This window comes from Actinomadura scrupuli, from assembly GCF_050971785.1.
Classification (GTDB): Bacteria; Actinomycetota; Actinomycetes; order Streptosporangiales; family Streptosporangiaceae; genus Actinomadura_E; species Actinomadura_E scrupuli.
On the sequence record NZ_JBPCCU010000004.1, the window covers coordinates 575,869 to 594,300 of the forward strand.

Sequence of the window (18,432 nt, forward strand, 5' to 3'; positions counted from 1 at the left end):
GCACGGGCTCGGGGTGTTACCCGCTGGTCCGGACCGGAGTGAACGGCCATAGTGGGCGAAGCAACCAGTGAGTCTAACGTGAGGACGGTTCATGACTGACGGTGACGAGGGCGGGCGGATGCGCGACCAGACCATCGATCGCGACGACATCTCAGAGTCCGACCTGGTGACTCGCCGCGGGAGCTTCCGGGCCGTCGCGTTCCGGGACCGGTTCGACGGGCACGAGCACTTCGCCCTCGTCCGGGGAGAGCCGAGCCTGCACGAGGGCGTGCTCGTCCGGGTGCATTCGGAATGCCTGACGGGCGACATCTTCGGCGCGATGCGCTGTGACTGCGGGGAGCAACTCGACGCCGCGCTCGGGACGATCGTCCGCGAGGGCTGCGGGGTCCTGGTCTACCTCCGCGGGCACGAGGGACGCGGGATAGGCCTGGTGGCGAAGGTCCGCACCCATGTCCTGCAGGACGAGCAGGGGCTGGACACCGTCGACTCCGCCACGACGCTCGGGCTGCCGGTCGACGTCCGTGACTACGGTCCCGCGGCCCGGGTGCTGAAGTATCTGGGGGTGCGGTCGGTGCGGCTGATGTCGAACAACCCGGACAAGTCCCGTTCGCTCGAAGAGCATGGGATCAAGGTGACCGCACGGGTCCCGCTGCTCGTGCCGGCGAACGACGACAACATCGGATACCTCACCGCGAAGCGTGACCGGCTCGGCCACGACCTGCCTCACCTCGCTCCCTATGTGCCGGCCGGCAGGAAGGCGTGGTGAGCCTCCCGCTCCCCGGGTGAACTGGTACGGCGGCCGGGCCCGGGTCGCCGGCGTGCGCGGGCGCGTCCCCTCCCCAGCCCGCGCCGTGCGGCGATCACGTACGACGGTCACGGAGTCCGGCGCAGTGGTAGAAACGGCGTGATAAATCGGCATAGGTGGCTAGTGATCCTGAGGAGCCGGCATGTCAGCGCATTCACCTGGAGCAGCGAGACGACGGCCGGGCTCGCCAGGCGGCCTGGTCGTCGCCACGGGTGGCGCGCACCACGCCGCCGGCCATCCGGACCTCCGGTGGCGCGCCGGCGGGGGAGGGGCGGCGGCAGGGCGGTTCACCGGCACCGGAAGGCGGCCGTGACCGGCCGACGGCCCGGCGCCCGGCCATGGGACGCCCTGCCGGCCGGCCTGGCGGCTCTGCTGAGACCCGAGCTCCCGGCCCTGGCCACGGCCGTCGTCGCCGAGATCCAGGAGGGGGTACCGGAGTTCGGGCGCCCGTTGCACGGCCAGTTCGGGGTGGGCCTTCTTCTCGGGGTGGAGCAGGGTCTGCGCCAGTTCGTGGACCAGATCGCCGACCCTCGGGCGCCGCAGGAGCAGGGCGCCAAGGTCTACCGCGGGCTGGGGCGCGGCGAGCACCGCGAGGGCCGCAGCCTGGACGCGCTGCAGGCGGCGTACCGGATCGGCGCGCGGACCGCGTGGCGTCGTTTCGCGCGCATCGGTGAGGAGGCCGACGTGCCGCCCGCGACGATGCACGTGCTCGCCGAGGCGGTGTTCGCCTATGTCGAGGAGATCGCCGCGCACTCGGTCGAAGGTTACGCCGACGCCCAGGCGCGGGCGGCGGGCACCGACCAGCAGCGCCGCCGCCGGCTGCTCGCCCTGCTGGTCGGCGAGGAGCCGGCGTCCTCGCGCGAGACGGTCGTCAACCTGGCCCGGGACGCGCGGTGGCGGCTGCCGTCGAGCGTCGCGGCCGTGGCGGTCGGCCCCGGCCGGCAGGACGAGCACCGGCTCCCGCCTTCGCTGGGGCCCGAGGTGCTGATGGACCTGGACCGGCCGGATCCGCGCCTGCTCGTGCCGGACGCCGACGGCCCGGGCCGGCTGGAGACGATACGTCACGCGTTGCGGGGCATGCCCGCGGCGATCGGCCCGAGCGTGGCGTTGAGCGAGGCGCCGGTCTCGCTCCGGCTGGCCGCCCGGGCCCTGGCCCTGGCCGGACGCGGAGTCATCAACGGCGATGAGCCGATCGACTGCGAACGGCATCTGGCCACCCTGGCGCTGCTCGCCGACGAGGACGTGATCCGGCTGCTGGCCGCCCAGCGGCTCGCCCCGCTCACCGCGCTGCGGCCCAGCCTGCGCGGCCGCCTGACCGAGACCCTGCGATGCTGGCTGGAGTCCAGGACCGGCGCCCCGGAGATCGCCGCCCGGCTGAAGATCCACCCGCAGACCGTGCGGTATCGCATGCACCAGGTGGAGGACCTCTTCGGGGACCGGCTGCACGACCCCGACTGGAGGGTCGAGATGGAGCTCGCGCTCCGCGCCGACCTGCTGCTGTCGGCCGAGCACTCCCCGGACCCGTCTCCCGGCATGACCGCCTGAGCTCGGAAGCGGCAGAATGTCGCGGCCGCCTTGAGTTCACCGTGCCGTTGTGGGTACGGGCGCGTCCATGACGGTGTACGGGCTGCACGCCTCCCACGAACAGATTCCCCCCGGCGAGCTCCTCTCCGCTGTGATCCGCGCCGAGCAGGCGGGCTTCACGGCGGCGATGTGCTCCGACCACTTCTCCCCCTGGAGTGCCCGGCAGGGGCAGTCGGGGTTCGCCTGGTCCTGGCTGGGCGCGGCGCTCCAGGCGACCGGCCTCCCGTTCGGGGTGGTCAACGCGCCCGGCCAGCGCTATCACCCGGCGATCATCGCGCAGGCGATCGGCACGCTCGGCTCGATGTTCCCGGGGCGCTTCTGGGCCGCGCTGGGCACCGGCGAGGCCAGCAACGAGCACATCACCGGCGGGCGCTGGCCGCGCAAGGACGTGCGCAGCGCGCGGCTGCGCGAATGCGTCGGCATCATCAGAGCGCTGCTGGCCGGTGAGGAGGTCAGCCACGACGGCCTGGTCACGGTGGACCGGGCCCGGCTGTGGACGCGGCCGGAGATCGCCCCCGCACTCGTGGGCGCGGCGGTCAGCGTCGAGACCGCGCGCTGGTGCGCGGAGTGGGCGGACGGCCTCATCACGGTGGGCGCCCCGGCCGAGACCCTCCGCCAGATCATCGGCGCGTACCGCGACGCGGGCGGCCGCGGCCCGGTCAACCTGCAGGTGCACCTGAGCTGGGCACCCGACGAGGACGAGGCGGCCCACATCGCGCACGAGCAGTGGCGCACCAACGTCTTCGCCCCGCCGGTCTGCTGGGATCTCGAACTCGTGGACCACTTCGACGAGGCGGCCAGGCACATCACCCCCGAACGGGTCGCGGAGGTGGTGCGCGTCTCCGCCGACCTCGGCCGGCACGCCGCCTGGCTGGACGAGTACGCGCGGCTGGGCTTCGACGGGATCTACCTCCACCACGTGGGCCAGGACCTGGACGCGTTCGTCGACGCCTTCGGTGCCAAGGTGCTCCCGCAGTTGGGCTGAGCGTCTCGGCGATGACGCCGTCGGCCGGCTCGGCAGCAAGTCCAAGATCTTCGATCAGGTCAGGGCGCCGGGGACCGGCCGCCCGGCTCCACGGCGGATCAATGGTGGTACCGGTGGACGACGGCGTGGCCCCTGCCACGGCCGATCATCCACCTGTTGACGGGAGTGGTCAGCAGGAAGGCCAGGAGGAGCGAGGACGCCAGCGCGGTCCAGAACAGGACGCTGGTGAGCCCCGCGTCCATGGCGCCGGGAACGGCGATCACGACGGCGTTGTCGAACAGCTCCATGAACGCGATCGACACCGTGTCGGCGGCCAGCGCCACTCTGAACGCCGCTCGCGGGGTCAGGCCGGCCCGCAGTACGCCGCGCATCGTCAGGGCGTACCCGAACACGAACGCCAGGAAGACCGAGAGCACCACGGTCGTGGCGTTGTGCAGCCCCAGGGCCGTGCCGATCACCATGCCCAGCACCTCGCCGATCGCGCACCCGGTCAGGCAGTGCAAGGTCGCCTGCGCCGCGGCGGACCAGGTCACCGGGCCGACGGGCGGTCCCGCCTCATGCCCGTGGCCCGCGGGCCCCGTTCCGGGCCGCGTCCCGGGCTGCTGGTGGGAAAGGTGGTGGCCGTGCTCCGTCATGGTGATCTCCGCTGATCGTCGTAGGTACGGCGCCGGGCGACGACCCGCGTGACCAGTGGATCATCCCTTCGGCCTGGCCCTGCGGTCGTCCGGCCCGCTATCCGTTCAATACCCCCCCGGGGTACTTTATTCCGAGAGTGCGGGCCGCCGCCCGAGATCGCGGATCGGGCGACGGCCGGGGGCCCGGTCCGCGAGATCACGGCAGGTGCGGCGGGCTCGCGAGTACGACCCCGGCGCACGAGCGTGACCTGCGCAGGTATCGAGATGCTGCAGCGGGTTTCTTGGGAGATGGTGGACTCATGACCAATCATGAAGCGCCGGCCGGAGTACGGCGGCGCGTCGCGCATCTGGTCCGGCCGCACACGCATGAGGCGGCCGGCAAGGTCGACGCGGCGATGGAGTCCTCCGCGCAGGGCATGCGGGCACTGTGGATCTCTCTGGCGGTCCTGGGAGCCACCACCGCGGTGCAGGCGGTGGTGGTCGCCCTGTCGGGGTCGGTGGCGCTGCTGGGCGACACGCTGCACAACGCCGCCGACGCCCTCACCGCCGTACCGCTGGGACTGGCCTTCCTGCTCGGCCGGCGGCCGCCGACCCGCCGCTACACCTACGGGTACGGCCGCGCCGAAGACCTCGCCGGGGTCGTCATCGTGCTCACCATCGCGGCGTCCTCGGCGGCCGCGGGCTACACCGCGATCCAGCGGCTGCTGCATCCCCAGCCGGTCTCCCACCTGGTCGCCGTGGCCGTCGCCGCACTCGCCGGGTTCACCGGCAACGAGCTGGTCGCCCGTTACCGCATCCGCACCGGGCGCCGGATCGGCTCCGCCGCGCTCGTCGCCGACGGGCTGCACGCCCGTACCGACGGATTCACCTCGCTGGCCGTGCTGGCCGGTGCGGGCGGGGTCGCACTGGGCTGGCACTGGGCCGATCCCGTCGTCGGGCTGCTCATCACCGTGGCGATCCTGGCCGTCCTCCGGCAGGCCGCCGTGGAGGTCTACCGGCGGCTCATGGACGCCGTCGACCCCGCCCTGACCGACAGCGCCGAGGCCACCCTGCGGACCACGGCCGGGGTGCTGGACGTCGGGCAGGTGAGGATGCGCTGGATCGGGCACCGGCTCCGCGCCGAATGCGACGTCGTCGTCGGTGCCCAGGCCACCGCCGTGCAGGCCCACCAGGTCGCCGTCGACGCCGAACACGCTCTCATCCACGCCATCCCGCGGCTGACCGCCGCCCTCGTGCACGCCGATCCCCGTTCCCACGACGGCACCGACCACCATGCCGCCCTGGCCTCCCATCGCTGACCGCGTACCCACGATCCCCGGGACGCCCGGCCGGGCACGACCGCTCAGGGCCATGAGGTGGGCGAAGGGCGTGCGGGGCACGCGGTGAGAAAGAGCCGGCCGGAGCCCGGCAAAGCTTCCGCATGGCGGTCCCTCCCGCGGCGGATCGCGCCTCCCGGGTTCCTAACCTGCGCGAGTGTCCGCTCAGAGACTCCGGAGCCCGGCCGCCGCGCTGGTCATGGTCGCCGTCGCCTATGCCGTCGCGCAGGTCGTCTTCGGGTCCGCGAAGGCGGGGCTCGGCTGGGATGAGACGGTCTACGTCAGTCAGGTCAGCCCGCATGTCCCGACGGAGTACTTCAGCGCCCCGCGGTCCCGCGGGATCACGCTGCTGCCCGCCCCGCTGGTCGCCCTGACCACCTCGGTGCCCGCGCTGCGTCTCTACATGACGGCGTTGTCGGCCCTCGGACTGGTGGTGGCGTTCTGGCCCTGGCTCGGTCTGCTGCGACGGCACGTCGTCGCGCTGGCCGCCCTGCTGTTCGCGGGTCTGTGGGTGGCGGAGTTCTACGGCAACGAGGTGATGCCGAACCTCTACCTCGCGTACGGGGCCGTCGCCGCGACCGGCTGGTTCCTGCGCGCCCGGCGGGACGGCGGCGGCGGCACGCTCGCGGCCCTCGGCGCGAGCCTCGCGTTCATGATGACGATGCGGCCCACCGACGCCGCCTTCCTCGTCCTCGTGCTGGCCGTCTCCGCGCTGGCCGCCCGCCGGGTCCGGCTGCTCGCGGTGGTGGTGGCGAGCTCGTTCCTGGGAGCCGTCCCCTGGCTGGCCGAGGCGTACCTGCGGTTCGGCGGGCCGCTGGGCAGGCTGCGGGCCGCGAACGTCACCGAAGGCGGCATGGGATGGTACGTCGCGATCGGGATGGAGCTGCGCTCCCTCAACGGGCCGACGCTCTGCCGGCCCTGTGAGGTGGCCTGGCGCCATCCGGTGCTGTCGGTGTGGTGGCTGGCCCTGCCGTTCCTGGTCGCGGGCGGCCTGGCCGTGGCCCGTACGGCCCGGAACGTCCTGGCCATGGCGGTGCTGTGCGGAGCCGTGCTGGCCGTCCCGTACCTGTTCCTGATCCGGTTCGCGGCGCCGAGATTCCTGATGCCGACGTACGCGCTGTGGGCACTCCCCGTCGCGGCCCTCATCGACAGGGCGGTGGCGAGGGCCGAAGGCCACCGGAGGTCCTGGGCGATCGCCCTTTCGGCGCTGGTCCTGACCGCGCACTTCGGCGGCCAGAACGTCGTGCTGCGGCATCGGGTGGCCGATCAGCGGACGAGCCGGGCCGCGATCCGCCAGCTGGCCGCGCATCTCAACCGGCTGGGGGTCCGTAGCCCCTGCGTCCTCGCCGGCGACCAGAATCCGTACGTCGCCTACTACGCGGGGTGCGAGTCGGCGGCGGTGAGCCACGACAACCCGGCGGCCACCCCGCGGACCGTACTGGCGGCCGCCCGGCGCGCGCGGTCGTTCGCCGTGCTGACCCGGAGGGAGTCCCGGCCCGCCTACCTGGCGGGCTGGCGCCGGTACGCCTATACCGCCTCCGACCGGCGGCACTGGGTCATCTACCTGCCGCCGGTGACCGCCTGACGGCCGGCCTCGGAGGAACCCGCCCGCGCGCGGCCCGCGGAGCCGCGCGGAGGGGCGGTGAGCCGGTCACGCCGTTCGTTCTGTACAGATGATGTTCGGCCCTCGGCCAGCCGAACACACCAGAAATTCTGGAGCATCGTCGTAGCTTCCTCTCGACTCGACCGGCTCTGGAGGCTCTGGATGTTCCACTTGAAACACGCCCTGGCGGGCGGCCTCGCGATCATCGCGACCGCCGCCGTCACCGCGGGCCTGACCGGCGGAGGTGCCGCGCTCGCGGGCCCCTCCGACCAGGCCAAACCGCTCGTCATCGCGCACCGGGGTGCGAGCGCCTACCGTCCCGAGCACACGCTCGGTGCCTACAAGCAGGCCATCGACATGGGGGCGGACTACATCGAGCCGGACCTGGTGCAGACCAAGGACGGCGTGCTGGTCGCACGGCACGAGAACGCCCTCGGCGGCACCACCGACGTGTCGGCCCACCCCGAGTTCGCCGACCGCAAGAAGACCAAGGCCATCGACGGCGTCACCAGCACCGATTGGTTCAGTGAGGACTTCACCTTCGCCGAGCTGCGCACCCTCCGGGCCAAAGAACGCCTCCCCGACCTCCGGCCCGAGAACACCGCCTTCGACGGGCAGGACCAGATCCCCACGCTCGACGAGGTCATCGATCTGGCACAGCGCAACAACGTCGGTGTCTACCCGGAGACCAAGCATCCGACCTACTTCGCCTCCATCGGGCTGCCGTTCGAGACGCGGCTGCTGACCGTGCTGAAGCGGCACGGCCTGGACCGGCACGACTCCAAGGTGTTCATCCAGTCCTTCGAGCCGGGCATTCTGGAGCGGCTGCGGCCCAGGACCAAGGTCAACCTGGTCCAGCTGATCAACTCCTCGGGGCAGCCGTACGACTTCGCCGTCGCGCACGACCCGCGCACGTACGCCGACCTGGTCAAGCCGGACGGGCTGCGCTGGCTGTCCGGGTTCGTCAACGGCATCGGCCCCGCGACCAACTGGATCATCCCGGTGGACGCGTCGGGCAGGACCGGCACGCCGACGACGCTGGTGAAGGACGCGCACCGGGACGGCCTGGTGGTGCACCCCTGGGCGGTCCGTGCGGAGAACAACTTCCTGCCCGTGGACTTCCGCAGGGGCAATCCCGCCTCCCCGGTGTACCTGCGCGCCCAGGGAGACGCGACCGGCTGGCTGAGCCTGCTGCTCAAGCAGGGCATCGACGGTGTCTTCACCGACGATTCGGCCCTCGCCGTCGCCACCCGTACCGAGTCCCGCTCGCGCTGACCCTCCCGGGCGCGTTCCCCCGCGACGGGGGGAACGCGCCCGGCTCCGTCTCGGCGAGGACCACCGGCCGGAGGCCGCCGTCCGGAAACGGCCGGAGCATGACGGCTCATCCGGTGAGCGGGGCCCCGGCGAGGACGCACAGCGCGCCGGCCACGGCGGCGCCGACGAGGGCGGTCACCACGCCACGGCGCAGTACGAGCAGCCAGCCTGCGGCCAGGGCGAGGAGCCCGTACTGCCACAGATGGCTCAGCGCCAGGGCGAGCGGGATCGTGGAGCCCGCGATCGCCCCGATGGCGGCCGCTCCGGCGCCGGTCAGGAACCCCTGCGCGCGGGGAGCGTCGCGGAGCCGGTCGAAGTGGCGGCCGCCGAGGAGCACGAAGGCGAAGGAGGGGGCGAAGGCGACCAGTGCCGCCAGGAGCCCTCCGCCGAGGCCCGCGGCGGCGTAGCCGACGACGGCGACGGTCTGCACGACCGGGCCTGGCGTGATCTGCCCGAGCGCGACCGCGTCGAGGAACTGGGCGTCGGTCATCCAGTGGTAGGTGTGGACGGCGTCGTGCTGCATCAGCGGGATGATGACGAAGCCGCCGCCGTAGGACAGGGCACCGACCTTGGCCGCCACCCACGCCACCGCGGCCAGCCCGCCCGCGGCGACCGCCGGCGGGGCGAGACCCAGCAGCGCCGCGGCTCGGCGCTTCGCCGGGTCCGGTGGGCGTGCCGGTGGCCGGCTGTGCACGGTGGCCTCGAGCAGGCCGCAGCCGGCCAGCACCAGCACCAGCCAGGGCCCGACCAAGGCGGCGGCCGTCCCGCCCGCGATCAGGTAGCACGCCCATCGGGCCCGGGAGGCCCGGGACGCTCCGGCGCGTCGCCGGCTGCCCGGGACCAGCCCGGCGGCGGCGTGCGCGGCGACCGCGGGGACCGCCGCTCCGGCTCCGGCGGCGGCGCCCATCACCCACTTCGGCGGATGTGCCGCCAGGAACAGCGAGGCCAGGGCGAGGATGACGACCAAGCCGGGGACGATGAAGCAGATCCCGCCGATCAGGGCGCCGCGGGCGCCGCGCAGCCGCCAGGCGCACAGGATGGCCAGCTGGGTGGAGGCCGGGCCGGGCAGCAGGTTGGTGGCGGCGATCCCGTCCTCGAACTCGGTCTCGGTCAGCCACCGGCGCTCCTGCACGCACAGCTTGCGCAGCAGCGCGATGTGGGTGGGCGGGCCGCCGAAGCCGATGCAGCCGATGCGGCCCCATTCGCGGGCGATCGTGCCCAGGGCCGGTCGCGGCGCGAGGCCGTCCTGGTTCACGAGAGGTGCCGGGGGTCGGCGGCGTCCGCAGGTCGCTCCACGGCGACGACAATACATCAACGTATTTTGATGGATTTGCCCTCCCTGGCATCCGACCTTGACGTGGCCGAATGCCTCAACCATTATTGCCTCAATCATGACTGAGGAAACTGAGGTCGAGCGGCGTGCGGCGGTGCACGCCGCGCTGGGCGAGCCCGCCCGGCTGGCGATCGTGGACGCCCTGATGCTGGGCGACGCCTCACCCGGTGAGCTGGGCGACGATCTCGGGCTGCCGTCGAATCTGCTCGCTCACCATCTGCGGGTGCTGCAGGAGGCGGGAGTGGTCCAGCGCGCCCGCTCCGAGGCCGACCGGCGGCGCTCCTATGTACGGCTGGTCCCGGGGGCGCTGACGATGCTGGAACCCGCCGCCTGGGCGCGGCGGGTGTCGGCGGCCCGGGTGGTGTTCGTCTGTACCCGCAACTCGGCCCGTTCCCAGCTGGCGGCGGCGTGGTGGGGGCGGCGCAGCCGGGTCCCGGCGGCCTCGGCGGGCACCGATCCCGGTCCCGGGGTGCACCGGCGCGCGATCGCCGTCGCCCGCCGCCACGGGCTGGTGCTGGACCGGCGCGGCACCCGGCACGTGGCACAGGTGGTACGGCCCGATGACCTGGTCGTGGCCGTCTGCGACAACGCCTACGAGGAGCTGGGGCGGCGGCCCGCGCTGCACTGGTCGGTGCCCGATCCCGTCCGCGTCGACACCGACGAGGCGTTCGAGAGCGCCTTCACCGAGATCCGGTCCCGCGTCGACCGGCTCCAGCTCGCCCTGGACCTGGGCACCCGCGACGGCCCTTCCGGCGCCGAGGTCACCATCCAACCCTGAACATCCGGACCCCTGAACGTCCGGACCCCGCTAAGCCCCGCCGCCGGCGGACTCGATGCGGCCGCCCGAACCCGGACCACCGAAGACCGAAGACCGAAGACCGAAGACCGTAAGACCGAAGGAGACCGTGATGGTGAGCTCGCGCCGGTGCGCGACGTGGGCCGGCGGCCGGACGACGCCGTGCCCGCCGGCGAGGCCGGCCATGGGGACCGGATGAGCGGCCCGCTGTCTCGCCGGTTGCTGGCCGAGCTGGTGGGGACGGCGGCTCTGGTGGCGGTGGTGGTCGGCTCGGGGATCGCCGCGCAGACCCTGTCACCGCACGACGCCGGCCTGCAGTTGCTGGAGAACTCGCTGGCCACGGTGCTCGGTCTCGGGGTGCTGATCGCGGCGCTCGGGCCCGTGTCGGGAGCGCATTTCAACCCGGTGGTGTCGCTGGCCGACTGGTGGGCGGGCCGCCGCACCGGCACCGGCCTGCGGCCGGCCGAGGTCGGCGCCTACACGTGCGCCCAGGTCGTGGGGGCGGTCGCCGGGGCGGTGCTGGCGAACGCGATGTTCGGCGGCGCGCTGGTGTCCTGGTCGCGGCATGACCGGTCGGCGCCGCATCTGTGGCTGGGCGAGCTGGTCGCCACGGCGGGCCTGCTCGTGGTGATCTTCGCGCTGGTACGCAACGGGCGGGCGTCGGCGATCCCGGCCGGGGTGGCCTCCTACATCGGAGCGGCGTACTGGTTCACCTCCTCCACCAGCTTCGCCAACCCGGCGGTGACCGTGGGGCGGGCCTTCTCCGACACCTTCGCCGGCATCGCCCCCGCGAGCGTGCCCGCCTTCGCCGCCGCGCAACTGCTGGGCGGGGGAGCCGGGCTGCTGCTGGTCACCGCCCTCTACCCGGCGGCCGTGCCCGCCGCTGCCGGCGCCGGGGAGGCGGCTCACCCGCCCTCCGGCCGGAACGAGCAGATCCTCGAGCAGCACCCTCTCGAAAGGGGCCACTGATGGCCGACTCCCTTGGACCCGAGGTCTCCGCCAGGCCGAGCGTGCTGTTCGTCTGCGTGCACAACGCCGGCCGCTCCCAGATGGCCGCCGCCTACCTCACCCACCTCACCCAGGGCGCGGTCGAGGTCCGTTCCGCCGGGTCCGCGCCCGCCGGCCAGGTCAACCCCGCCGTGGTGGCGGCGATGGCCGAGGAGGGCATCGACATCGCCGCCGAGATCCCCAAGGTCCTCACCGCCGACGCCGTACGGTCCTCCGACGTGGTGATCACCATGGGCTGCGGAGACGTCTGCCCCGTCTTCCCCGGCAAGCGGTATCTCGACTGGACGCTCGACGACCCGGCCGGTCAGGGTGTCGAGGCCGTCCGGCCCATCCGCGACGAGATCCGTACCCGCGTCGAAGGACTCGCCGCCGAGCTCACCGGCGCGATCGGCTCCGGGTGACCGGGCTGCGCCGGCCGCTCACGCGGGCACCGGGCTCGCGGCGGTCACCGGGGTGAACAGGACCGCCAGCCGTTCCAGGGCGCCCGGAACCAGCCGGTAGTAGACCCAGGTGCCGCGCCGCTGCGAGGAGATCAGGCCCGCCTCCCGCAGGACCTTCAAGTGGTGGGAGATGGTCGGCGCGGTCAGCTCGAACGCCGCCGTCAGATCACAGACGCACGTCTCGCCGGCTCCGCGCGCCCCGATCAGGCCGACCAGCCGCAGCCGGACGGGATCGGCAAGCGCCTTCAGCACTCGCGCGAGCTCCGCCGCCTCGTCCTCACCCAGCGGCGCGCGCACCAGCGGCGCGCAGCACCTCCCCGCGGTCAGGTCCACCACCGGCAGGCTCTTCTGCTTCGACATGTCTCTAATTTGACATCCATCTAAGTGGAAGCGCAAACTGAGGCCACTGCTTAGACATCCGTCGAATCAGGGTCGATCGAAGGGAATCCGTCATGTCCCGTGTCCAGCTCGCCCTCCGCGTCGCAGACCTGGAGGCCTCCATCGCCTTCTACACCAAGCTGTTCGGCACTCAGCCCGCCAAGCTCCGCCCCGGCTACGCCAACTTCGCCATCACCGAACCGCCGCTCAAGCTCGTCCTGCTCCAGGGGGAGAGCGGTGCGGCGACCCGCATGGACCACCTCGGCGTCGAGGTGGACTCCGCCGCCCAGGTCGGCGCGGCGACCTCGCGCCTGGCCGGGGAGGGCCTGGACACCGCGGTGGAGGAGGACTCCGCCTGCTGCTACGCCGTCCAGGACAAGGTGTGGGTGCACGGGCCAGGCGCGGAGCCGTGGGAGGTGTACGTCGTCAAGGGCGACGCCGACGTACTGGAGAAGGCCGCGGACTCCACCTGCTGCGCTCCCTGAGCCTCCGCCGAGGGGGAGGTTGCGGCAGGATCGTCGCATGACCTATGACCCGCGTACTGCCGCAGTGCTCGCGCTGCACTGGCAGGTGAACGTCATCAAGCCCGAGGGGTTCTTCGGAGCGATGCTCGGCGAGCCGGTCGCGCGCAGCGGAGTGGTGGAGCGGGCCGGCCGGTTCCACCGCTCGATGCGGGCCGCGGGAGTGCCCGTGGTCTTCACCCGGTTCACCGTGCCGGTGGGAGGCGGTGGCCTGGTCCGCAACACGGGGTTCATGAACGCGGTCGGCGACGCGCAGGAGGCCTTCCGGCCGGACGCCCCGGGGGCCCAGTTGATCCCGGAGATGGGGGCCGAGGCCGACCAGGTCGTCGACAACCAGAAGCTGTCCGGCCTGGCCGGCAACCACCTCGCCCAGTGGCTGGCCGAGCGGGGGATCGACACGCTGCTGGTGACCGGAGTTGCCACCAACCTCACCGTCGAGCAGACCGCCAGGCACGGCACCGACCTCGGCCTGACCGTCCACACGGTCAGCGACTGCGTCACGGCCGCGACCGAGGAGGCCCACCGGGCGTCGCTGGCCAACCTCGACCTGGCGACGGCGGGCTGCCTGACGTCGGAGCGGGCACTCGCCCTGTTCGCCTGAGCGGCCGGACCCGGCCGCCTCACACGGTGATGACGACCTTGCCGCGTGCGTGTCCCTGGTTCACGTACCTGATGGCCTCGGGCGCCTCGCTCAGCGGGTACGTCCTGTCGATGACCGGCGTGAGCTCGCCGGCGTCGACGTAGCCGCCCAGGGCGCGGAGGTCCGCGCCGTCGTCGGTCGCGATCAGGCCGCGCAGCCGCTGGCCGGTGAACGGTGACAGCACGGTCGCCTGGAGGGAGCGCTGGAAGCCGCCGAGCCACCGTCCTCCCCCTTCGCCCCCGACGATGACGAGGGCCCCCTTGGCGGCGAGGGCGCGCCGGAGCTGGGAGAGCGGGCGATTGCCCGCCGTGTCGAGGATGACGTCGTAGCGCCGGGAACCGTCCGCGAAGTCCTCGCGGGTGTAGTCGACGACGTCGTCCGCGCCGATCGACCGGACCAGCTCCACCTTCGCCGTGCCGCACACCCCGGTCACCTCCGCTCCGAACGCCTTGGCCAGCTGCACGGCGAAGGTGCCCACTCCGCCCCCCGCGCCGATGATCAGGACCTTCTGTCCCGGCTGTACCCGGGCCGCGTCGCGCAGGCCCTGCAGGGCGGTCGTGGCGGAGATGGGGAGCGCCGCGGCCTGCTCGAACGTGAGGTTCGACGGCTTCGGCGCCACTCTGTCCTCCCGGGCAATCGCGTACTCGGCGAAGGACCCCTCACAGGTGCCGAACACCTCGTCGCCCGGCCGGAACCGCGTCACGTTCCTGCCGACCGCCTCGACGCGGCCCGCGAGATCCCGGCCCCGCACCCGGACCTTCGGCGCGCGGAGACCGTAGCCGAAGGCGCGGACGAGGTAGGGCAGGCCCGTCATCAGGTGCCAGACGCCCGGGTCGACGGCGGCCGCGTGCACCCGCACGAGCACCTCGTCGTCGCCGGCCACCGGCCGGTCGACGTCCCTGAGTTCCAGGACGTCGGATGAGCCGTAGGTGTCCTGGACGATGGCCTTCATGGTGCTCCTTCTTCCTTGTCGGGGTACTGGAACACGTCGTCCAGCGGGACGTCGAACACCTTGGCGATCTGAAACGCCATTTCCAGGGAGGGCGAGTAGCGGCCCTGCTCGATGGCGATGACGGTCTGGCGGGTCACGCCTATGCGGTCGGCCAGATCCGCCTGCGTCATCTCCCCGTGCGCGAACCGCAGGGACCGGATCACGTTGGTGACCCTGGTCGGTCTCACCACGGCCGAAAGCCCCAGCGGTAGGCGGCGAGCTTGGCCACGGACCCGAGCACCGCCGACAGGGCGAACGCCAGGTAGATCGCGTTGGAGATCCAGAAGTGGTTCAGCTCGGCCATCGACATGGCCAGGGCCGCGACTCCGCCGATGATGACGAACGAGTGGCCGATGTACTCCCCGAACCGGCCGATCTCCTTGTCGCGCTGGTCCTTCTTGCCGGCGCCCTCGGGGGAGGCGATGGAGACCACGATGGAGAGCACGATCGTCGTCGCGATCGCGGCTCCGATGCTCCACAGCAGCGTCGGCACGTACGACACCTCGGCGAGAGGTGTGTGGTCCGCTCGCCCCAGGATGACGGCGACGTACGTCGCGTAGGCGACGACCGTGACCACCACCATGATCCACGCGCGCTTTTCCTCGAAGGCCACGCCTGCTCCTCGTGTAAAACAAACCTGACATTCAGCAATGTAAAACACCACTGACATGATGTCAAAGTTTCTTTACTTCGCCCTGCGGCGGACGCCGCTGCGGTGCCCGGTGGGCGGCGGCTGCTCCCTCGGCCTCCGATGGGCCGTTTCCCCTGCGTACCGGGGCCGGTATGGCTGAGGATGGTGGCCATGACCTTCTCGTTAATGCCTGGATACGACCACATCAACGTGGTCGCCGGCCTGGATCCGGTCGCGGCGGTACGGGACGCGGAGCTCGGTGAGCGGATGCGGGCTCACCCGAAGCTCCTCCCGGCGGGGTCGCCCGACTTCGGGTACGCGGTGCAGACCGGCACCCAGTGGCGCATCGGCACCGACGGCGCGTCCGATCCCGCCTCGGCCCGGTATGCCCTGGCCGCCCATCTCCGCCGGAGCGCGGCGGAGCAGGAGAGCGATCCCGACGCCGTGAGGATGCTGCTGGCCACGGCCGACCGGCTGGACCCCGAAGAGGGCGAGCAGCTTCCCAAGGACGAGTGGGAGATCGGCGACCGCCGCTACCGGGTGATCCGGATCGAGAAGTTCACGCTGATCGGTGGCGGCGTGATGGAGCCGCCGCGCATCAGCGACACCGGCCCCTCCGGCCAGGACCAGGCCGCCTCCCTGCACGGCCACCTCATCGATCCGAGGGCACCGGCCGGGACGTGGGAGGCGCAGCTGAGACTGAACTTAGTCGGCTACCTGCCCATCCCCGGCACCGTCCCGGAGACGGTCCAGCTCGAGGCCAGGCATGCGATCCGCACCCACGCCGGTGTGGTCCTTCTCCCGCCCACCTTCACCGTGGTGGAGATCGACGGGACCTCCTGGGCACCTCTCACCGGTGGTGACAGCCCCGGCGAGGCCCGGGCCCACCTGGCCGGTTACTTCAGCCAGATCCTGCCCCGGCTCCGCGAGTTCCAGGGCGATCCCGCGAGCCCCGCCGAGCTCGCCGAGTGGGCCAGCGCCGCCGAGCGGATCGAGGCGACGACCGAACCCGAGTTCACCGCGATGGGGCGGCGGTTCCGGATAGTACGCATCTCCAGGTTCCTCCGGCTCGGCCGCGACGGCCCCGAGGGCCCGCGCCCCTCCGATGAGGAACGCTACGGCCCCGCCGCGACCACCGGGCCACAGTTCTGACCGCTCTCGGGCCGGTCACCCGGCGACGCGGACTCGGCCGGTGAGGTGCGGGGTCGGTACGGCGGCGGGGACGTGTACCCCGCGGCCGTGCGGGCGTGGCCGGAATGCGCCACCGGGCGGATGAACCGGGCCGGAACGGTGACCGTGCTCACCGTGAGATCGCCCGAGCGCTTGGAGGGATCGCACGATGACACAGCAGTGGGCACGACGGCTCGGCTTCGCGGCCGTCGCCGCGATGCTCGTACTTCCGGTCGCCGCGGCGCAGGCCGGGCAGGGCTGGACCGCCTCGTCCGTCACCGGGGTCTCCGGCCCGGTGAGCAGTTCCAGCGACACCGACGCCTGGGCGCTGGGCTCGGCCGGGTTCGCGCACTGGAACGGCAGCACCTGGCAGCAGGTGCAGGCGCCGGCCGGGCGCGGCACGGTCGGGGCGATCGCCGCCCGCGGACCGGCGGACGCCTGGGCGGTCGGCCAGGTCGCCACCGGTTACCGCATCTCCAGCCCGCAGATCTCGCACTGGGACGGGAGCGCCTGGAGCATCTCGCCGAGCCCGGCCATCTCGGGACGGCGGGCCGGGCTGCGGGGCGTGGCCGCCACCGGACCCGCCGACGCCTGGGCGGTCGGCGACGACGGCCGCCAAGCCCTCGTCGAGCACTGGAACGGAACCGCCTGGAGCCGGGTCACGGTCCCCCCGCCGACGACGGGCGAGTTCTACGGTTCCAAGCTCACCGCGGTCACCGCCAGGTCCGCGGGCGACGTCTGGGCCGTCGGCACCTTCAGCCACCTGTCGGCCGAGCCGGACTCGCTGTACGCGCTGCACTACGACGGCGCCTCGTGGCGGGTCGTGCCGATGGCGCAGACCGGCAGCCAGACCAACAGCAACGCCCCGGTCCCGAACGCGCTGGTGGCCGCCGGCGCCGACGACCTGTGGATGGTCGGCGAGCAGAGCAACTTCGGCACCCCGATCACGCTGACCGAGCACTGGGACGGCGCCAGGTGGACCATCGTGCCCAGTCCGTTCGATCACGACGCGGGCTCCTCCACGTCGATCAGCAGCGGGACGCTGGTCGCGGTGACGGCACGGGCGTCGAACGACGTCTGGGCCGCGGGTGAGTCCTTCACCTTCACCGACGGCGACGCGGCAGGCGTCCACCAGGCACTCCTCATCCACTGGGACGGCACCAGGTGGACGAGGGATACGGCGCCGACCACCGGCACCTACAACTCCGTGCGGGGCATCGCCACGACCATCGGCGGGCACGTCGTCTGGGCCACCAACGCGGGCACGCCCGGCCTTCTCTCGCATACCTGACCGATCCTGAGACCCATCCTGAGACCTTCCCGGGGCGGCCCCGCCCTCCCCGGGAAGGTCTCCCGCGACGTGGCCACCCGGCGGGCGTCCACCGCGGGTTCGCCGTGGGCCCGGGGCGCCTCGCCGTCACGTGCCCTCCCGGCGCCCGCCGATCCGCCGCGCGACGTGCAGCAGGTACTCCTTGCGGTCGAGCGGGTCGTGGTCCGATCTCGGCCGGGCCGGGGCCGGGCCGCGGACCACGACCCGCTTGAGCGCGTCCATGACGACCAGCGGCGTCAGGTTGCGGAAGTCCGCGGCGGTGCTCGACATGCTCTTGTCGAAGACGCCGTGGGAGTGGCTCTGCCGCGCCCAGTAGCCGGAATGCGTCATGGTGACGGTGCAGTCGATGACCTGCCAGCCGTGGAGCCCCTGCCCGAGGGTCTGTTTCACGGTCTCCTCGACCGCCCTGAGGAACGTGAGCGGCATCGACCCGGGCTCGACCCCCAGCCGGAACTCCACCCCGGTGCCGAGCGGGGCCGGCTCGATGCGGAGCCCGACGGTCGCGAGGAACGGATTGGGCTCCCGGCCGATGATCTCGACCGCCGCACCCGTGCCGAGGGGCCGTTCGACGCAGAGGGTCGTCGTCTTGAGGAAGGTGACGTCGATGCCGAAGTCGCCGGCCAGCGTCGCCTGGATGACCTCTTTCTGGACCTCGCCGTAGAGCGAGACGGACACTTCGCCCCTGATGCCGTCCTGCCGATGAAGTCGGGGTGGCCGGGGGGTGTCGATCAGGTTGACCGTGAGGTCGCCGATGGCGAACGACACGACGGCGGACTTGATCGTGATGCCGCGCTGCCGTTCCAGCGCCAGGGAGTCGGTCTGGGTGCTGCCGTCATCGACGCTGCCGAGCTCGTCGAGGACCCCGGCGGCGTGCAGCAGCCGCTCGGTCAGGCTGGTCTTACCGGCGTCGACATGCGCCAGAATCCCCAAGTTCAACGTTCGCACGAAGTGT

At 72.4% G+C, this 18,432-nt stretch carries 20 protein-coding genes and 1 pseudogene; 13 read left to right on the plus strand and 8 right to left on the minus strand.

Features of this window, described 5'->3' with window-relative positions:
* The first annotated feature begins 118 nt into the window (after nucleotides 1-118).
* The 3 genes from ribA to ACRYCC_RS21955 all read left to right on the plus strand — a co-directional run bounded on the left by ribA (nucleotide 119) and on the right by ACRYCC_RS21955 (nucleotide 3,374).
* Entirely contained in the window at nucleotides 119-766 is a 648-nt protein-coding gene (gene ribA, locus ACRYCC_RS21945; RefSeq protein WP_433815044.1) for a GTP cyclohydrolase II, read from the plus strand.
* Between the two features lie 348 nt (nucleotides 767-1,114).
* The gene (locus tag ACRYCC_RS21950; RefSeq protein WP_433814800.1) at nucleotides 1,115-2,350 is read left to right on the plus strand and encodes a PucR-like N-terminal domain-containing protein; all 1,236 of its coding nucleotides are present in this window, start codon (nucleotides 1,115-1,117) and stop codon (nucleotides 2,348-2,350) included.
* Nucleotides 2,351-2,417: 67 nt separating this feature from the next.
* The gene (locus tag ACRYCC_RS21955) at nucleotides 2,418-3,374 is read left to right on the plus strand and encodes a TIGR03885 family FMN-dependent LLM class oxidoreductase (RefSeq protein ID WP_433814802.1); all 957 of its coding nucleotides are present in this window, start codon (nucleotides 2,418-2,420) and stop codon (nucleotides 3,372-3,374) included.
* Nucleotides 3,375-3,472: 98 nt separating this feature from the next.
* Here the strand turns inward: ACRYCC_RS21955 and ACRYCC_RS21960 are convergent, their stop codons facing one another.
* On the minus strand, nucleotides 3,473-4,009 hold the full coding sequence (locus ACRYCC_RS21960; RefSeq protein WP_433814804.1) for a DUF4396 domain-containing protein: 537 nt from the start codon (nucleotides 4,007-4,009) through the stop codon (nucleotides 3,473-3,475).
* Between the two features lie 299 nt (nucleotides 4,010-4,308).
* On the opposite strand from ACRYCC_RS21960, the gene ACRYCC_RS21965 reads away from it, so the two are divergent.
* The 3 genes from ACRYCC_RS21965 (at nucleotide 4,309) to ACRYCC_RS21975 (ending at nucleotide 8,203) form a co-directional block, all read left to right on the plus strand.
* Complete coding sequence (locus ACRYCC_RS21965) at nucleotides 4,309-5,307, plus strand: cation diffusion facilitator family transporter (protein WP_433814805.1); 999 nt, start codon at nucleotides 4,309-4,311, stop codon at nucleotides 5,305-5,307.
* A 175-nt stretch (nucleotides 5,308-5,482) separates the two neighbouring features.
* Entirely contained in the window at nucleotides 5,483-6,910 is a 1,428-nt protein-coding gene (locus tag ACRYCC_RS21970) for a hypothetical protein (RefSeq protein WP_433814807.1), read from the plus strand.
* A gap of 180 nt (nucleotides 6,911-7,090) precedes the next feature.
* The gene (locus tag ACRYCC_RS21975; protein WP_433814809.1) at nucleotides 7,091-8,203 is read left to right on the plus strand and encodes a glycerophosphodiester phosphodiesterase; all 1,113 of its coding nucleotides are present in this window, start codon (nucleotides 7,091-7,093) and stop codon (nucleotides 8,201-8,203) included.
* 106 nt (nucleotides 8,204-8,309) lie between these two features.
* Here the strand turns inward: ACRYCC_RS21975 and chrA are convergent, their stop codons facing one another.
* Nucleotides 8,310-9,497, minus strand: coding sequence for a chromate efflux transporter (gene chrA / locus ACRYCC_RS21980; RefSeq protein ID WP_433814811.1), 1,188 nt, complete (start codon nucleotides 9,495-9,497; stop codon nucleotides 8,310-8,312).
* A 136-nt stretch (nucleotides 9,498-9,633) separates the two neighbouring features.
* Between chrA and ACRYCC_RS21985 the strand changes: the two genes are divergently transcribed.
* The 3 genes from ACRYCC_RS21985 to ACRYCC_RS21995 all read left to right on the plus strand — a co-directional run bounded on the left by ACRYCC_RS21985 (nucleotide 9,634) and on the right by ACRYCC_RS21995 (nucleotide 11,780).
* Nucleotides 9,634-10,353: an arsenate reductase/protein-tyrosine-phosphatase family protein gene (locus tag ACRYCC_RS21985; protein ID WP_433814812.1), complete on the plus strand. Its 720-nt coding sequence runs from the start codon at nucleotides 9,634-9,636 to the stop codon at nucleotides 10,351-10,353.
* A gap of 147 nt (nucleotides 10,354-10,500) precedes the next feature.
* On the plus strand, nucleotides 10,501-11,340 hold the full coding sequence (locus ACRYCC_RS21990; protein ID WP_433814814.1) for an aquaporin: 840 nt from the start codon (nucleotides 10,501-10,503) through the stop codon (nucleotides 11,338-11,340).
* Nucleotides 11,340-11,780 carry an arsenate reductase ArsC gene (locus tag ACRYCC_RS21995; protein ID WP_433814816.1) on the plus strand — a complete coding sequence of 147 codons (441 nt, stop codon included), beginning with the start codon at nucleotides 11,340-11,342 and terminating at the stop codon, nucleotides 11,778-11,780. The genes ACRYCC_RS21990 and ACRYCC_RS21995 overlap by 1 nt, the downstream gene beginning before the upstream one ends.
* An 18-nt stretch (nucleotides 11,781-11,798) precedes the next feature.
* Here ACRYCC_RS21995 and ACRYCC_RS22000 read toward each other — a convergent pair whose 3' ends face one another.
* Nucleotides 11,799-12,179 carry a metalloregulator ArsR/SmtB family transcription factor gene (locus ACRYCC_RS22000; protein WP_433814817.1) on the minus strand — a complete coding sequence of 127 codons (381 nt, stop codon included), beginning with the start codon at nucleotides 12,177-12,179 and terminating at the stop codon, nucleotides 11,799-11,801.
* Nucleotides 12,180-12,271: 92 nt separating this feature from the next.
* Here ACRYCC_RS22000 and ACRYCC_RS22005 point away from each other — a divergent pair, with 92 nt between their 5' ends.
* Both ACRYCC_RS22005 and ACRYCC_RS22010 read left to right on the plus strand, forming a co-directional pair.
* A complete protein-coding gene (locus tag ACRYCC_RS22005; protein WP_433814819.1) occupies nucleotides 12,272-12,682 on the plus strand; it encodes an ArsI/CadI family heavy metal resistance metalloenzyme in 411 nt (136 codons plus the stop codon).
* 37 nt (nucleotides 12,683-12,719) lie between these two features.
* Nucleotides 12,720-13,319, plus strand: a complete 600-nt coding sequence (locus ACRYCC_RS22010; protein ID WP_433814821.1) for a cysteine hydrolase family protein — start codon at nucleotides 12,720-12,722, stop codon at nucleotides 13,317-13,319.
* A 19-nt stretch (nucleotides 13,320-13,338) separates the two neighbouring features.
* Here the strand turns inward: ACRYCC_RS22010 and ACRYCC_RS22015 are convergent, their stop codons facing one another.
* From ACRYCC_RS22015 to ACRYCC_RS22025, 3 genes are read right to left on the minus strand one after another with little or no spacing between them, the layout of a single operon-like run.
* The gene (locus ACRYCC_RS22015) at nucleotides 13,339-14,310 is read right to left on the minus strand and encodes an NAD(P)-dependent alcohol dehydrogenase (protein ID WP_433814823.1); all 972 of its coding nucleotides are present in this window, start codon (nucleotides 14,308-14,310) and stop codon (nucleotides 13,339-13,341) included.
* Nucleotides 14,307-14,513 carry a helix-turn-helix transcriptional regulator gene (locus ACRYCC_RS22020; RefSeq protein ID WP_433814825.1) on the minus strand — a complete coding sequence of 69 codons (207 nt, stop codon included), beginning with the start codon at nucleotides 14,511-14,513 and terminating at the stop codon, nucleotides 14,307-14,309. Before ACRYCC_RS22020 ends, ACRYCC_RS22015 begins: the two co-directional genes overlap by 4 nt.
* A 20-nt stretch (nucleotides 14,514-14,533) precedes the next feature.
* On the minus strand, nucleotides 14,534-14,962 hold the full coding sequence (locus ACRYCC_RS22025; RefSeq protein WP_433814827.1) for a hypothetical protein: 429 nt from the start codon (nucleotides 14,960-14,962) through the stop codon (nucleotides 14,534-14,536).
* A gap of 189 nt (nucleotides 14,963-15,151) precedes the next feature.
* On the opposite strand from ACRYCC_RS22025, the gene ACRYCC_RS22030 reads away from it, so the two are divergent.
* Nucleotides 15,152-16,132, plus strand: coding sequence for a DUF5954 family protein (locus tag ACRYCC_RS22030; RefSeq protein ID WP_433814828.1), 981 nt, complete (start codon nucleotides 15,152-15,154; stop codon nucleotides 16,130-16,132).
* Nucleotides 16,133-16,319: 187 nt separating this feature from the next.
* A complete protein-coding gene (locus ACRYCC_RS22035) occupies nucleotides 16,320-17,441 on the plus strand; it encodes a hypothetical protein (protein ID WP_433814829.1) in 1,122 nt (373 codons plus the stop codon).
* A 126-nt stretch (nucleotides 17,442-17,567) separates the two neighbouring features.
* Here the strand turns inward: ACRYCC_RS22035 and ACRYCC_RS22040 are convergent, their stop codons facing one another.
* Nucleotides 17,568-18,155, minus strand: coding sequence for a hypothetical protein (locus ACRYCC_RS22040; RefSeq protein ID WP_433814831.1), 588 nt, complete (start codon nucleotides 18,153-18,155; stop codon nucleotides 17,568-17,570).
* A 23-nt stretch (nucleotides 18,156-18,178) separates the two neighbouring features.
* Nucleotides 18,179-18,425: pseudogene (locus tag ACRYCC_RS22045) on the minus strand (GTP-binding protein); the annotation flags it as partial.
* Nucleotides 18,426-18,432 lie beyond the last annotated feature (7 nt).

What these genes read in the sequence shown, in the direction of transcription:
- ACRYCC_RS22035 (WP_433814829.1), top strand. Translation starts at nt 16,320, where the DNA reads ATGACACAGCAGTGGGCACGACGGCTCGGCTTCGCGGCCGTCGCCGCG.
- ACRYCC_RS22030 (WP_433814828.1), top strand. Translation starts at nt 15,152, where the DNA reads ATGACCTTCTCGTTAATGCCTGGATACGACCACATCAACGTGGTCGCC.
- ACRYCC_RS22005 (WP_433814819.1), top strand. Translation starts at nt 12,272, where the DNA reads ATGTCCCGTGTCCAGCTCGCCCTCCGCGTCGCAGACCTGGAGGCCTCC.
- ribA (WP_433815044.1), top strand. Translation starts at nt 119, where the DNA reads ATGCGCGACCAGACCATCGATCGCGACGACATCTCAGAGTCCGACCTG.
- ACRYCC_RS22010 (WP_433814821.1), top strand. Translation starts at nt 12,720, where the DNA reads ATGACCTATGACCCGCGTACTGCCGCAGTGCTCGCGCTGCACTGGCAG.
- ACRYCC_RS22000 (WP_433814817.1), bottom strand. Translation starts at nt 12,179, where the DNA reads ATGTCGAAGCAGAAGAGCCTGCCGGTGGTGGACCTGACCGCGGGGAGG.
- ACRYCC_RS21975 (WP_433814809.1), top strand. Translation starts at nt 7,091, where the DNA reads ATGTTCCACTTGAAACACGCCCTGGCGGGCGGCCTCGCGATCATCGCG.
- ACRYCC_RS21995 (WP_433814816.1), top strand. Translation starts at nt 11,340, where the DNA reads ATGGCCGACTCCCTTGGACCCGAGGTCTCCGCCAGGCCGAGCGTGCTG.
- ACRYCC_RS21960 (WP_433814804.1), bottom strand. Translation starts at nt 4,009, where the DNA reads ATGACGGAGCACGGCCACCACCTTTCCCACCAGCAGCCCGGGACGCGG.
- ACRYCC_RS21985 (WP_433814812.1), top strand. Translation starts at nt 9,634, where the DNA reads ATGACTGAGGAAACTGAGGTCGAGCGGCGTGCGGCGGTGCACGCCGCG.
- ACRYCC_RS21955 (WP_433814802.1), top strand. Translation starts at nt 2,418, where the DNA reads ATGACGGTGTACGGGCTGCACGCCTCCCACGAACAGATTCCCCCCGGC.
- ACRYCC_RS22015 (WP_433814823.1), bottom strand. Translation starts at nt 14,310, where the DNA reads ATGAAGGCCATCGTCCAGGACACCTACGGCTCATCCGACGTCCTGGAA.
- ACRYCC_RS21965 (WP_433814805.1), top strand. Translation starts at nt 4,309, where the DNA reads ATGACCAATCATGAAGCGCCGGCCGGAGTACGGCGGCGCGTCGCGCAT.